Below are 13,949 nucleotides of genomic sequence, written 5' to 3'. Positions count from 1 at the left end.
GCCTGATGGACTTTTGCAGATTTCCCGAATTGGCGCCGAACGCGCCGCTTTTCGCAGATCATGGTTCGCCAGCGCACATGCGCTCGAAATCGCTCCTTTTCGCCTGCTGTCGTTAAGACAGCTAACCAAACGGCGAACGCGCAAGGCGAGCATCTCGTATTTACAGGCTTTCCATCTTCGTTTGCCGGATATGCAATGAGGCTATTCAATGGATAATTCACCGAACCCACCGGCGCTGTTAGGTCGCCTGTGGCTGGTATTGCTCGGCGCGATCATCACGCTCGCCGGGCTGTTTTTCGCGATCGGCGGCGGCAAGCTCGTCTCGCTGGGCGGCAGCTGGTACTTCCTGCTCGCCGGCATCGGACTGGTCATCGCAGGCCTGCTCATCATCCGCCGCAGGCCGCTGGGCGCACTGCTCTTCGGGCTCGTCTTCGTTCTTTCGGCCATCTGGGCCATCTGGGACGCAGGCTTTGAGTTCTGGCCGCTGATTTCGCGGCTGCTGGCGATTGCCGTCGGCTCCATAGTCGTTGCCGTCTCCTTCCCTTTGCTGCGTCGCTCGGCCGGCCGCACGCCCGCTTACGGCGCCTCGTTCGGTCTGGCTCTGATCCTCGCGATCGGCACTGGCGCGGCCTTCTACGGCATGTTCATCCCGCATCCGCCGGTTGTCGCCACTGGCGCCGGCCCGGCCCGCACGCCGGTCGATCCGGCCCGCGAACAGAAGAACTGGGAAGCCTACGGTAACACCTCGGGCGGCAGCCGCTTCGCCGCACTCGACCAGATCAACCTCGACAACGTCAACGATCTGAAGGTTGCGTGGGAATACCACACCGGCGACACGCCGATCAGCCCCGGCGCCAACGGCGCGGAAGACCAGGAAACTCCGCTGCAGGTCGGCGACCGTGTGTTTGTGTGCACCCCACACAACAACGTCATCTCGATTGACGCCGATACCGGCAAGGAAATCTGGAAGGCCGAGATCAACGCCAAGTCGTCTGTCTGGATGCGCTGCCGCGGCCTCGCTTACTTCGATGCGACGCGCGCACTCGAACAGCCTTCGGCACCGAACTCCACGCCGGTCACCGCGGTCAACGTCGCACCCGGTGCGCTTTGCGAACGCCGTATCCTGATGAACACGATCACCGCCGAGCTGATCGCGCTCGACGCCGACACCGGCGCGTTCTGCCCGGATTTCGGCACCAACGGCCGCGTCGACCTGAAGGTCGGCATGGGCCAGGCGGCTGATCCGAGCTACGTGCTCACCTCGGCGCCGACGCTTGCCGGCACCACCGTCGTCGTTGGCGGCCGCGTTGCCGATAACGTCAGCACCGACATGCCTGGCGGCGTCATGCGCGGTTTCGATGTCGTGACCGGTCAGCTGCGTTGGGCATTCGACCCGGGCAACCCGAACATCACGCTCCTGCCGCCCCCGGGCGAAAGCTACACGCGTTCGACCCCGAACGTCTGGGCGTCGATGTCCTATGATCCCGCTTCCAACACCGTCTTCATGCCGGTCGGCAGCCCGTCGGTCGACCTTTACGGCGCGACCCGCACGGATCTCGACCACAAGTACGGCGCCTCGATGCTGGCGCTCGACGCCACCACCGGCCGTGAGAAGTGGGTCTACCAGACCGTTCACAACGATCTGTGGGACTTCGACGTTCCGATGCAGCCTTCGTTCATCGACTTCCCGAAGGCCGACGGCACGACGGTTCCTGCTCTGGTGTTCGGCACCAAGGCTGGCCAACTCTATGTGCTCGATCGCGCAACCGGTCAGCCGCTGACCAAGGTCGACGATGTACCGGTGAAGCCGGGCAACATCCCGAACGAGCCTTACGCTCCGACCCAGAAGCTCTCCGTCGGCATGCCGCAGATCGGCGCCAAGACGCTGACCGAAAGCGACATGTGGGGTGCGACGCCGTTTGACCAGCTGCTGTGCCGCATCGCCTTCAAGGGCATGCGCTACGATGGAGTCTACACGGTTCCGGGCACCGACCTCGCGCTCAATTTCCCGGGCTCGCTGGGTGGCATGAACTGGGGCGGCCTTTCGACCGACCCGAACTCGAACTACATCTTCGTCAACGACATGCGCCTCGGCCTGTGGATCCAGATGAAGGAAGCCGCACCGACCAAGGCCGTCAACAGCGGTGGCGAATCCGTCAACACCGGCATGGGCCTCGTGCCGATGAAGGGTACGCCCTACGCGGTCGACAAGAACCGCTTCCTGTCGGCGCTCGGCATTCCCTGCCAGGCTCCGCCCTTCGGCAGCCTGACGGCGATCGACATGAAGACGCAGAAGATCGCTTGGCAGGTTCCTGTCGGCACCGTCGAAGACACCGGCCCGCTCGGTATCAAGATGGGTCTGCCGATCCCGATCGGCATGCCGACGCTCGGCGGCACGCTCGCCACCCAGGGCGGCCTGATCTTCATCGCCGGTACGCAGGACTTCTACCTGCGCGCCTTCAGCACGGCGACCGGCAAGGAAGTCTGGAAAGCCCGTCTGCCCGTTGGCAGCCAAGGCGGCCCGATGACCTACAAGTCGCCGAAGACAGGCAAGCAGTACGTCATCATCTCGGCCGGCGGCGCACGCCAGTCGGATCTTCGTGGCGACTACGTCATCGCCTACGCTCTGCCGAACTAAACGTCAGCGCAAGCAGCAGAAAGGGGCCGTTCAGCGGCCCCTTTTTTGTGCATGGACGAGATTTGTCACATATCGTGCAAAAAAGAGTGAAAACCTATCTGCGCCCTTGGCGATCTGCCGCGTCGGCTGCATAATGTGAGTCTGACGAGTATCGCGGCTATCGGCTACAGACTGTCCCGAACTTCGTAAGCGCATTGTAATAAAATAGTCTGACGCGTTCTATCTCGCGAGCCGACACGTAGCGATCCCGTCCTCATTCAACCGGCCGCGGGAGAGCAAAGATGCAGAAGAGCGAAAGCGACGTATTCGATCTGTTTTCGGAGATCTATACGAACGCCGCGCAAGAAGAGCTAAGTCTCCAGGAATACCTCCTGGCCTGCCGTGATGACAAACGACTATATGCCACCGCGCAGGAACGCATGGTGGAAGCCATTGGCGAACCTAAACTAATCGACACCAGCGCCGATGAGCGATTGGGCCGCATATTCTCCAACCGCACCGTCAAGATTTATCCCGCCTTTGCCGATTTCTATGGAATGGAAGACACGATCGAGCGGATCGTCGGCTATTTCAGATATGCCGCGCAAGGTCTCGAAGAGCGCAAGCAGATCCTCTATCTCCTCGGTCCTGTAGGCGGCGGCAAGTCGTCTCTCGCCGAACGGCTGAAGAAGCTGATGGAGCGCTTCCCGATCTACACGCTGGCGATCGACGGACAGGTGAGCCCGGTCTTCGAATCGCCGCTGGGCCTATTCCAGCCGGAGCGCATGTCCGATCTTTTGGAAGACAAGTACGGGATTGCCAGACGCCGCCTCACCGGACTGATTTCCCCCTGGGCCACCAAGCGGCTCGACGAGATCGGCGGCGATATCTCGCGCTTCAGCGTCGTCAAGCTGATGCCATCAAGGCTTCGTCAGATCGCGATTGCCAAGACCGAGCCGGGTGACGAGAACAATCAGGACGTCTCGGCGCTGGTCGGCAAGGTCGATATCCGGCAGCTGGAAAACTACAGCCAGGCCGACCCCGATGCCTATTCCTACAGCGGCGGCCTCAACCGCACGACGCAAGGGTTGCTCGAATTCGTCGAAATGTTCAAGGCGCCGATCAAGGTGCTGCACCCGCTGCTGACGGCAACACAGGAGGGCAGCTATAACGGCACCGAAAACTTCGGCGCCTTCCCCTATCAGGGCATCGTGGTTGCCCACTCCAACGAATCCGAGTGGCAGCAGTTCAAGAACAACCGCAACAACGAGGCCTTCCTCGACCGTATCCTCGTGGTCAAGGTGCCCTATTGCCTGCGCGTGACCGAGGAGCGGCAGATCTACGAGAAGCTGCTGCGCGAAAGCGAGCTCGCCAAGAGCGCCTGCGCGCCGGAGGTTCTCGAAAACCTGAGCCGCTTCACGGTCGCGACCCGCCTGATCCGCCACGAAAACTCACCGCTCTACACCAAGATGCGCGTCTATGACGGCGAGAACCTGAAGGACACCGACCCCAAGGCCAAGTCCGTGCAGGAATATCGTGATGTCGCCGGCGTGGACGAGGGGATGAACGGCATCAGCACCCGCTTTGCCTTCAAGGTGCTCTCGGAGACTTTCAACTACGACACCAAGGAAGTCGCCGCCGATCCCGTGCACCTGATGTACATCCTCGAGCAGGCGATCAAGCGCGAGCAGTTTCCGAAGGAAATGGAGGCCAGCTACCTCGACTTCATCAAGTCGGAGATCGCCACCCGCTATGCCGAGTTCATCGGTCACGAGATCCAGAAGGCCTATCTGGAGTCCTATAGTGAATATGGCCAAAACCTCTTCGACCGCTATATATCCTATGCGGATGCCTGGCTGGAGGACCAGGATTTCAAGGATGCCGATACCGGCCAGATTCTGAACCGCGAAATTCTGGACAGCGAACTCTCGCAGATCGAAAAACCCGCCGGCATCGCCAATCCCAAGGATTTCCGCAACGAAGTAGTGAAGTTCACCCTGCGAGCAAGGGCGCGCAATGGCGGCCGCAATCCGGCATGGACAAGCTACGAAAAACTTCGCGAGGTGATCGAAAAGCGGATGTTCGGTCAGGTCGAGGATCTGCTGCCCGTCATCAGCTTCGGCTCCAAGAAGGACAGCTCGACTGAAAAGCAGCATGACGAATTCGTTCAGCGGATGATTGAGCGCGGCTATACCGCACGCCAGGTCCGCCGCCTGGTCGATTGGTACATGCGGGTGAACAAGGCCGGTTAACGATGCCAAAACCGGAGCCAAAGCGAGGGATTGGCGCATGCCGAATTTCATCGACCGCCGGCTTAACCCGAAGGACAAGAGCCTCGGCAACCGGCAACGATTCCTTAAACGCGCCCGCGACGAGCTGAAGCGGGCGATAAAGGATCAGATCAAATCCGACAAGATAGCGGATATCGACACCGCTCATGGCGTTCCGATGCCCGCGCGGGGCGCCGGCGAGCCGAGTTTCCGACCCTCTTCCACATCGGGCAATCGGGAACATGTGCTGCCGGGAAACAAGGAGTTTTCCGCAGGCGACCGGATTTCCAAACCCGATGGCGGCGCGGGCGGCGGTGGCGGACATGGCGCGGGCGGCGGCGGAAGCGATGACGACTTTCAGTTCATCCTGTCGCGCGAGGAGGTACTCGATCTTTTCTTCGAAGATCTCGAACTGCCCGATCTAGTCAAGCTGAGCCTGAAGGAAACGGTGACGTTCAAGCCGCAACGCGTCGGCTTCACCACCTCGGGTTCACCCACCAATATCAATATCGGCCGCACCATGCGCAACAGCTTTGGCCGACGCATGGCCTTGCAACGACCGAGCGAGCGGCAGGTGAAGCTCATTACCGACGAGATTGCCGCTCTCGAAACCGAGAAACCGTTATCGACTGAGTCCCGCCGCAAACTGACGGCTTTGCGCGACGAGCTTACAGCACTTGAGCGCCGCCGGCGGCGGATTTCCTATGTCGATCCCGTCGACGTTCGCTTCAACCGCTTCGAGCGTCAGCCGGTGCCGAACGCCAATGCCGTGATGTTCTGCCTGATGGACGTCTCGGCCTCGATGGGTGAGCGAGAGAAGGATCTCGCCAAGCGCTTCTTCGTACTGCTGCACCTCTTTCTCAAGCGCAGATACGGCCGGATCGACATCATCTTCATCCGGCACACCGATGAGGCGCATGAAGTCGATGAGGAGACCTTCTTCTACAGCAAGCAAAGCGGCGGCACGGTGGTCTCCACGGCTCTCGAGGAGATGCAGCGAATCATCGAAGCGCGCTACCCGGCCGACATGTGGAACATTTACGCGGCGCAGGCGTCGGATGGCGACAACAGCAGCGGCGATTCGGAGCGATGTGCGGCACTCCTGCGCGGCGATCTGATGCGGCTTTGCCAATATTACGCTTACGTCGAAATCATCGACGAGCGCGAGACCGAAATATTCGGCGCCACCGACAATGGCACATCGCTCTGGCGCGCCTACCGAACCGTCGATGGCGAAATCCCCAACTTCCACATGGCCCGCATCGCAAGACCAGGCAATATCTACCCGGTCTTCCGTAAGCTCTTCAGCCGCAAAGCCGGCGCGCGTACGCATAACTGAGGGAACACCGATATGGCGAAGCGAGCGGAGAGTTCCGAGCTGCTGTTTGAAGGCTCCGACTGGAATTTCGGAACGCTATCGATCGTCCACGATGCCATCCAGGATATCGCGATCGGCGAGATGGGACTGGATATCTATCCGAACCAGCTGGAGATTATATCGTCGGAACAAATGCTCGACGCCTATTCCTCGGTCGGCATGCCCTTGATGTATCAGCACTGGTCCTTCGGCAAGCGCTTCATTTACGAAGACAGCCTCTATCGCAAAGGCCACCGGGGGCTCGCCTACGAGATCGTCATCAATTCCAACCCCTGCATCGCCTATCTGATGGAGGAGAACACGATGGCCATGCAGACGCTGGTCATCGCCCACGCCTCCTTCGGCCACAACCACTTCTTCAAGAACAACTATCTGTTTCGCCAGTGGACGGATGCCGGCGCCATTCTCGGCTACATGGACTTCGCCAAGAAATATATCGCCAAGTGCGAGGAGCGACACGGCACCGAGGCGGTCGAGGCGATCCTCGATTCCGCCCATGCGCTGATGGACAACGGCGTCTTCCGCTACCGCCGCCCTCCCCGCCTCTCCTCCGAGAAGGTGCGCGAGCGGGCGCGTGAACGATTGGAATATGAGGAGCAGACCTATAGCGACCTCTGGCGCACCCTGCCTTCTTCCGTCGACAGCCGCGATCCGCACGAGGCGGAGCGCAATGCCTCAGAACGCAAGAAAGCGCTTAACCTCCCGGAGGAGAATCTTCTCTACTTCATCGAGAAGCACAGTCTGATCCTTGAGCCCTGGCAGCGCGAGATCCTCAGGATCGTGCGCATTATCGCCCAATACTTCTACCCGCAGCGGCAAACCAAGGTGATGAACGAGGGGTGCGCGACCTACGTTCACTACACGATCATCAACCGGCTGTTTGATCAGGGCAAGATCAGCGAAGGCAACATGCTGGAGCTCTTGAGCAGCCATTCCAATGTCGTCTTCCAGCCGGGCTTCGACGATCCCCGCTTCTCGGGCATCAACCCCTACGCGCTCGGCTTCGCGATGATGCAGGATATCGAACGCATCTGTACCAATCCGACGGACGAGGACCGGAACTGGTTTCCCTCCATGGCCGGCAACAACGATCCGATGGGGACTTTGCGCGACGCATGGGCGAACCACCGCGATGAATCCTTCATCCTGCAATATCTGAGCCCAGCCGTGATCCGCAAGTTCCGGCTTTTCAGGCTGTCCGACATGGCGGCCGACAAGTTCTGCGAGGTTTCATCCATTCACAACGAACGCGGCTACGCGGAGATCCGCTCAGCACTCGCCCGCAGCTACGATGTCAGCGCCAGGCAGCCCGATATCCAGGTCGTCGACGTCGATCTCCTCGGCGACCGCAGGCTTCGGCTGAAGCACACGGTCAATGACGGCCTTCTTCTCGAAGAAACCAGCCGCAACGAGACCCTCACCCATATCCGTCATCTCTGGGGATATGAGGTCAGCCTCTCTGGTGTCGATGGCGCGACCGGCAACGCCCTCTACGATCACTCGACCGGATAGCCGGCACTGATCCGTGGAACGACATCGAGTGCTTCTCGTTTTCCATTCACGAGAAGGAGAAAGCCATGTCAAACGTCGTACGAAACGGTGAAAGCGCCGACAACAATGCCACGACCGCAAACACCTTCGGGAAATCCGTCGAAAGCCAGGCGCAAATCGAAGATGCAGCACGCACGGGATCCGAGGCTGTCGGACAGGGCGAAGCTCTCAACATCTATCGTCTCGAGCCCATTGCCGAGCCAAGGGATCCGCGTTGGGATAATTCGCCCGGACATGGCAGTCTCGTGGTTGCCGCCCGCACGGCAGGGGACGCTCGCATCGTTGCGGCGTCCAAGGAGCTCGACTTCATGGAAGTCGACACCGCACCGGCGGATGACGTCACGACGGTGAACGCCAGCGCCTTCCGGGACGACAAGCTTTACACCGTGATCGAGATCGAGCACGGGCGCCAGGACGTGAGACGAGGCGTTATCGAGGGATCGGTGTCTGTGGATACGATAATATCCGTTCAGGTTTAGCGTCTGGGCATCTGTGCCAGGGCCGGCCGGGAACAAACCTGCTGGAAACCTCGTTCAATAACTATCTCGGAATAGACCCATCCGAGACTCTCCTGTGGCGAAGCGCTCGCAGTGCCGGGCGCTTTGCCATCGGGCTCTGTGGAAAGGAGACTAGGATGATCAACCGCGCCAAGCAGACAGCAGACGAATATCGCCATCTCGGAGGGCGGCGGTTGGCAGCTTTTGACGACAACAAGGCCTCCACCCGAGCCTGGGACAAAGACACGCCCGAAGCCGAGCGCTTCTGGCAAACCAGGATTGCAATCCTTCCCGACAGAGAGCGGGCGGAGGTGCAATCGTTTCTGCCGTCGATTGTCGACGAAAGCGATGAGCCACGCGGCAGACACTGATCTCTGTCCTTCAGTCTTGAAACTTTCTGATTTTCAGAACGTTTAGCCCTTATGAGGGACGATGATATTGATCCGACCAATGCTGGCAGCACCCGACCGGGTGACGATGTAAACCCGGTCCACGATCAGGCGCCGACGCCTGATGTAGCTGACATAGACCCTCCACCGGACATCCCGAAACCCGAAGAAAACATGACGCCCGAGGAAGTCGAGGCGGCACGCAAGGCTTACCTGCTCAAGAGGTTCTGGATCAGCGCGCGTGGCTACTGGACACGGCGCGGCGATACGCTGGCCTGGCCACTATCCATCGGCCTGCTGGCGCTCATCGGACTGAATGTCGGTTTCCAATACGGCATAAACGTCTGGAACCGCGGCCTTTTTGACGCGATCGAGAAGCGCGATGCGCCGACGGTCTATTTCCTCGGCGCCCTTTTCCCGCCGCTCGTGCTGGGAAGTGTCGCCCTCGTCACCATTCAGGTCTACATGCGCATGAAGATGCAGCGGCGTTGGCGGTCATGGCTGACGAAGGCGCTCATCGGACGGTGGCTGGCCAGCGGTCGCTACTATCAGCTAAATCTCATCGGCGGTGACCACAAGAATCCGGAGGCGCGCATTTCCGAGGACATGCGCATCGCCACCGAATCCCCCGTCGATTTCGTCGCCGGCGTCATAGCGGCCTTCGTCTCCGCTTCGACCTTTATCGTGGTGCTCTGGATGATCGGTGGAGCATTGTCGTTGCCGATCGCGGGGACCGTGATCACCATTCCCGGCTTTCTCGTCGTCACGGCCGTTCTCTATGCCGTTATCACTTCGACCTCGATCGCCTATATCGGCCGCCACTTCGTCAAGGTCTCGGAGGCGAAGAACCAGGTCGAGGCCGAATTCCGTTACACGCTGACGCGTGTACGCGAGAATGGCGAAAGTATCGCCCTGCTTGGCGGGGAAGACGAAGAGCGCAACGACCTAGACAAGACCTTCGGGAACGTTCTGCACCAGTGGGCTCTGCTCGCGCGTCAGTACATGCGAACGACCCTGGTTTCGCATGGCTCGATGCTGATTGCGCCCGTCGTGCCCGTCCTGCTCTGCGCGCCCAAATTCCTAGATGGCAGCATGAGCCTGGGCCAGGTCATGCAGTCCGCGTCCGCGTTCACCATCGTCCAAAGCGCGTTCGGATGGCTGGTCGACAACTACCCGAGGCTTGCCGACTGGAATGCATGCGCAAGGCGCGTCGCGTCCTTGATGATGTCTATCGATGGGCTGGAGCGGGCTGAACAGAGCGATGCGCTTGGACGTATCAAAAGAGGCGAAACCGAAGGCGATGCGATCCTCAGTTTGAACGATCTCTCTGTCTCGCTGGGCGACGGCACGGCCGTGGTCAAGGAGACCGAGGTGGAGATCCAGCCAGGTGAGCGGGTGCTTGTGGCCGGTGAGTCCGGATCCGGCAAGAGCACGCTGGTCCGGGCGATCGCCGGCCTCTGGCCATGGGGCGACGGCGCTGTCAATTTCCGCCCCGACAAACGCCTCTTCATGCTGCCGCAGCGACCATACATCCCATCGGGAACACTTCGCAGGGCGGTCACCTATCCGGCGGGCGCCGACACATGGACAGTCGAGGAGATTGGTGGTGTCCTTGAGCAGGTCGGACTTGGTCATCTGAAGGAGAGGATCGAAGACGAGGCGCCGTGGGACCAGACACTGTCCGGTGGCGAAAAACAACGGCTGGCATTTGCCAGACTGCTGCTGCATGATCCCGATATCATCGTTCTCGATGAGGCGACTTCGGCTCTCGACGAAAAGAGCCAGGATCGGCTCATGGAAATGCTGATCGGCGAATTGCCAAAGGCCACCATCCTAAGCGTCGGGCACCGGGTCGAACTGGAAGAGTTTCACAGTCGCAAGATTACGTTGGAAAAACGCGATGGCGGCGCAAGGCTCGTGAGCGACGTCGACCTGATCCCACGGAAGAAAAAGCGCAACGTCCTGTCGCGGCTTGTGCGACATCGACGCTGACGCGGTGGCGGCGGAACGCCCGTTCCCGACGGGGCTGAGCCGTGAACCACCCAAAGCTCATCAGCCCGGACCAGTCGAGCGCGCCCCTACAAGTTCCAGCACATCCACTTTGCCCGACCGCCCCTTGAGCTGCGCCAGGCCGAGCGGTCGAAAATCGAAACCATCGCCGACCGCATTCCTCACAGCCGCGCTGACTAGGATCGCCGTGTTGAATTCCTTGTTCAATCCTTCGAGCCTTGATGCGACGTTGATCGTGTCACCCATTGCCGTGTACTGCTGGCGCGAAGCCGCGCCGAAACTGCCGACAACCGCCGGCCCGGCGTGCAGGCCAAATCGCGTCAATAGCAGCGGACGCCCATCCTTCCGATTGGCATCGTTCAACGCATCCACGGCTGCCTTCATCGCAAGTGCGCACCGGCAGCCCTCTTCCACATGGGTTGCGGTCTCAACGGGCGCGTTCCACATGACGAAAATGGAATCGCCGAGATATTGGACAACCGTCCCGCCATGTCGCTCGGCAATGCTGTTCAGCAGCTCGAAGTAAGTGGACAGCGTTTCGACGACATCCTCCGGGGAATGTTGCTCGGATATGGTCGTGAAGTCGCGTATGTCGGTAAACAGCGCGGTTATTTCCTGCCGCTTCGCCTGGACGATCGCCGGCCCGCCCGGCCCAACGATCCGCCGAACCACCTCGCGGGGCACATAGAGCGCGAATTGGCTGATGGCGCGGCGGCTTGCAGCCAGCGCAGTCGCCAGCATGTTGATCTCGGTGATCAAGGAATGCGAGGTGATCTTTTCGTGAACATCGAGGTTGCCGATCTCGCGTGCTTCCCCAGCAAGCTGGTTGAGAGAGCGGCTGACCATGCGCGACAGAAGCACCGATGCGACCACACCGGCAATGACAAAGCCAGCAGCGATAATGAGATTGTGCATTAGCGATCGGTTGGCCTGCTCGACGAGATCCGCCAGTGGCACGACGATCGCCGCCTCGCTTCCGGCAAACAGGCCGGACACGCTGATCGGCGCGACCTGGATCAGATAGCGCTCGCCGTCGAGGTCCAGCCGCGCGAGCCCCCCGGCGCCGAAGGCTGAATCTCGTCTCAGGTTGGCCACGGTGGCCAGACTGGTATCGAAACCGCTTGCCGTTGCGCCAATGCCGCCGGCGCTTCGGGACCACAGGTCCATGAGCCTGCCCATGATTTCGGGGTCTGAGTGCGCGACCAGCTGATTTTCGTCATCGATGATGTAAGCCCGGGCGCGCGGCGAGATCTGGCTGGTATCCAGGAGGCGGCTGATCGTTCTCAGGTGGATGTTGATGCCGACCACGACCTTGCCGTCGTCGCGCATCGGCGCGGCGATCGTCAATGTCGGCGTCTTGAGCGTTCCAGCGACGTAAGGCCCGACGGAAACCGCCTTTCCATCCTGGACGACCGCCTGATACCAGGGCCGCTGCCGTGGGTTGAAGGATGCGGACTCGACTGGGCGCTCCTCGATCACTCGGGCGTCGCTATCAAGAAACCGCAGCGTCGACACGGCGTCTGGCTGGCCTCTGTTGGCGATCGTCCGGATCGCGAAAGCCGCTCCCTCCGGTGCCGACAGCGTCTGCCTGACGTCATCGCGAGCGGTAGCGATCACCTGCAGGTACGAGCCATCGGGATACCCGGTATAGACGCTTGTCGCATTGGGGACGTTGCGCAGAACTTCTAGAAAGAAATCTTCCTTCGCTCGGATATCGGCTGGCGGCACGGAGACGAGCTGTTGCATGGTCGAGGCAAGCGCCACCGCTTCGGTGCCTTCCTGCAACGTGTTGCGATATCCCTCGATCAGTCGCAGGCTCATTTCGCGCATCTGCTGCGCGCCCGCGGTGACTGCCGCGCTCGTTCCCTGGCTGAAGGCCATCCAGATGATGGGTATCGACGTGCAAAGAAGCGATCCGACGACGAGAACGCCAAGATGCAGCCTGAGCGGCCGGGACCAATCCACAAGCCCCTTGGGCGTGCCATGCCCCATCATCCCACTCCCCCAACCGTGCTCCCTTAACGCCAGCTAAGCGTGTTTTAAGCGAGCGCACAAGATGGCTGAAGGTTGCAGTCCAAGGCTACGAAGCGCGCATTGCCGTCATTTCATGCGCTATCGCGATGCTCGACATGCGGCGCGATCAAAACATGCCTCGCATCGCCTCTGCCGTCGATGCGCTCAAGCAGCATTTGCGTCGCGGTTCGAGCCAGTTGAACGACGTCCTGGTCGACACTTGTCAACCCGACCAGCGGAAGAGCGGAGACCGGCGAATTATCATAGCCGATGATGGCCAGTTCCGAGGGGACACGGATGTTTCGCATCCGCGCGATGTTGATAAGCGGGACAGCATCGAGATCCGACCAGACGAATACCGCTCGCGGACGATCGGGCGCGGATAGGAAATCGTTCAAAGCCACGGTCCTGTCGGCATCAACCGGCGGGAGCCGCAGCACTTGCCCCTTCAACCCAGCTGCCTGCATCGCCTCCAGATAACCAAGCTCTCGCTGCATGGCGACGATGGTGGCCGGCGACCCGTCCGTGTCGTAGCCAAGCATGGCGATGTCACGGTAGCCCTTCGAAAGAGCGGCTTCGACGGCGAGACAGGCGCCTTTCCGATCGTCGGAGTTGACCGTGTCGTATGTCAAAGCGTCCGGCTCGTGATGCGCGATGACCACGATCGGGATCTGCTTGGCGTAGCGCTCGAGCACCTTGCCGGAAATGCGAGGCGCTATGATCAGAACGCCATCCATCCTGTTGTCGATCATCGACTCGATCATCGATGCCTCGATCGGCTGTGCGGAGCGCCCGAGACCGACGAGCGCCTTGAAGCCGCTGTCGGCGAGGGTGTTGTTCGCCGTCTCGATCAGCCCCGGCAGGAACGGGTTGGAAAGTTCGATCGCAAGTACGCCGATCGTGTTCGTCCGTCCTCGCATCGCGCGTGCGGCCACGGAAGGGCGATAGTTGAGCTTCTCGATCGAAGCCTCGACCTTCGTGCGCAGAGGCGCGCTGACGCCATATGCGTTGCGAAGGACTTTCGATACCGCGGCAACTGAGACGCCGGCATCTTCCGCGACATGGCGGATCGTCACTCGCGTCTGCGGCCCGTCACTATCCTTTTGAAAGCTCTGCATAATCCGCCGTTCTCGTCAATCGTGGCGCGAGTATAGGCATTTTTCTGTTGCACATCAAACAGGAATGTAGAATGATATACATATAACGATACACACTTCGTTTTAT

At 60.4% G+C, this 13,949-nt stretch carries 10 protein-coding genes; 8 read left to right on the top strand and 2 right to left on the bottom strand.

Features of this window, described 5'->3' with window-relative positions:
* From B3605_RS05785 to B3605_RS05750, 8 genes are all read left to right on the top strand, one after another.
* A partial coding sequence (locus B3605_RS05785) for a hypothetical protein (protein WP_296433246.1) occupies positions 1-199 on the top strand: 199 nt, incomplete at its 5' end.
* A gap of 9 nt (positions 200-208) precedes the next feature.
* Positions 209-2,638: a glucose/quinate/shikimate family membrane-bound PQQ-dependent dehydrogenase gene (locus B3605_RS05780; protein WP_112943427.1), complete on the top strand. Its 2,430-nt coding sequence runs from the start codon at positions 209-211 to the stop codon at positions 2,636-2,638.
* Between the two features lie 281 nt (positions 2,639-2,919).
* Positions 2,920-4,869: a PrkA family serine protein kinase gene (locus B3605_RS05775; RefSeq protein WP_018896655.1), complete on the top strand. Its 1,950-nt coding sequence runs from the start codon at positions 2,920-2,922 to the stop codon at positions 4,867-4,869.
* A gap of 37 nt (positions 4,870-4,906) precedes the next feature.
* The gene (locus B3605_RS05770) at positions 4,907-6,226 is read left to right on the top strand and encodes a YeaH/YhbH family protein (protein WP_296433242.1); all 1,320 of its coding nucleotides are present in this window, start codon (positions 4,907-4,909) and stop codon (positions 6,224-6,226) included.
* Positions 6,227-6,238: 12 nt separating this feature from the next.
* Positions 6,239-7,777, top strand: a complete 1,539-nt coding sequence (locus B3605_RS05765) for a SpoVR family protein (protein ID WP_113008980.1) — start codon at positions 6,239-6,241, stop codon at positions 7,775-7,777.
* 65 nt (positions 7,778-7,842) lie between these two features.
* Positions 7,843-8,295 (top strand): hypothetical protein, encoded by a 453-nt coding sequence (locus B3605_RS05760; protein WP_113168277.1) that lies wholly within the window; start codon positions 7,843-7,845, stop codon positions 8,293-8,295.
* Between the two features lie 155 nt (positions 8,296-8,450).
* Entirely contained in the window at positions 8,451-8,684 is a 234-nt protein-coding gene (locus B3605_RS05755) for a hypothetical protein (RefSeq protein ID WP_112943431.1), read from the top strand.
* Between the two features lie 192 nt (positions 8,685-8,876).
* Positions 8,877-10,694, top strand: a complete 1,818-nt coding sequence (locus tag B3605_RS05750) for an ABC transporter ATP-binding protein/permease (RefSeq protein ID WP_296433237.1) — start codon at positions 8,877-8,879, stop codon at positions 10,692-10,694.
* A gap of 60 nt (positions 10,695-10,754) precedes the next feature.
* Here B3605_RS05750 and B3605_RS05745 read toward each other — a convergent pair whose 3' ends face one another.
* Positions 10,755-12,704 (bottom strand): adenylate/guanylate cyclase domain-containing protein, encoded by a 1,950-nt coding sequence (locus B3605_RS05745; protein WP_409457171.1) that lies wholly within the window; start codon positions 12,702-12,704, stop codon positions 10,755-10,757.
* A 113-nt stretch (positions 12,705-12,817) separates the two neighbouring features.
* The gene (locus tag B3605_RS05740) at positions 12,818-13,843 is read right to left on the bottom strand and encodes a LacI family DNA-binding transcriptional regulator (RefSeq protein WP_113168279.1); all 1,026 of its coding nucleotides are present in this window, start codon (positions 13,841-13,843) and stop codon (positions 12,818-12,820) included.
* Positions 13,844-13,949 lie beyond the last annotated feature (106 nt).

The organism is Rhizobium sp. UBA1881 (genome assembly GCF_002338015.1).
Classification (GTDB): domain Bacteria; phylum Pseudomonadota; class Alphaproteobacteria; order Rhizobiales; family Rhizobiaceae; genus Rhizobium.
This window is presented reverse-complemented; position numbering and strand designations above follow the sequence as displayed.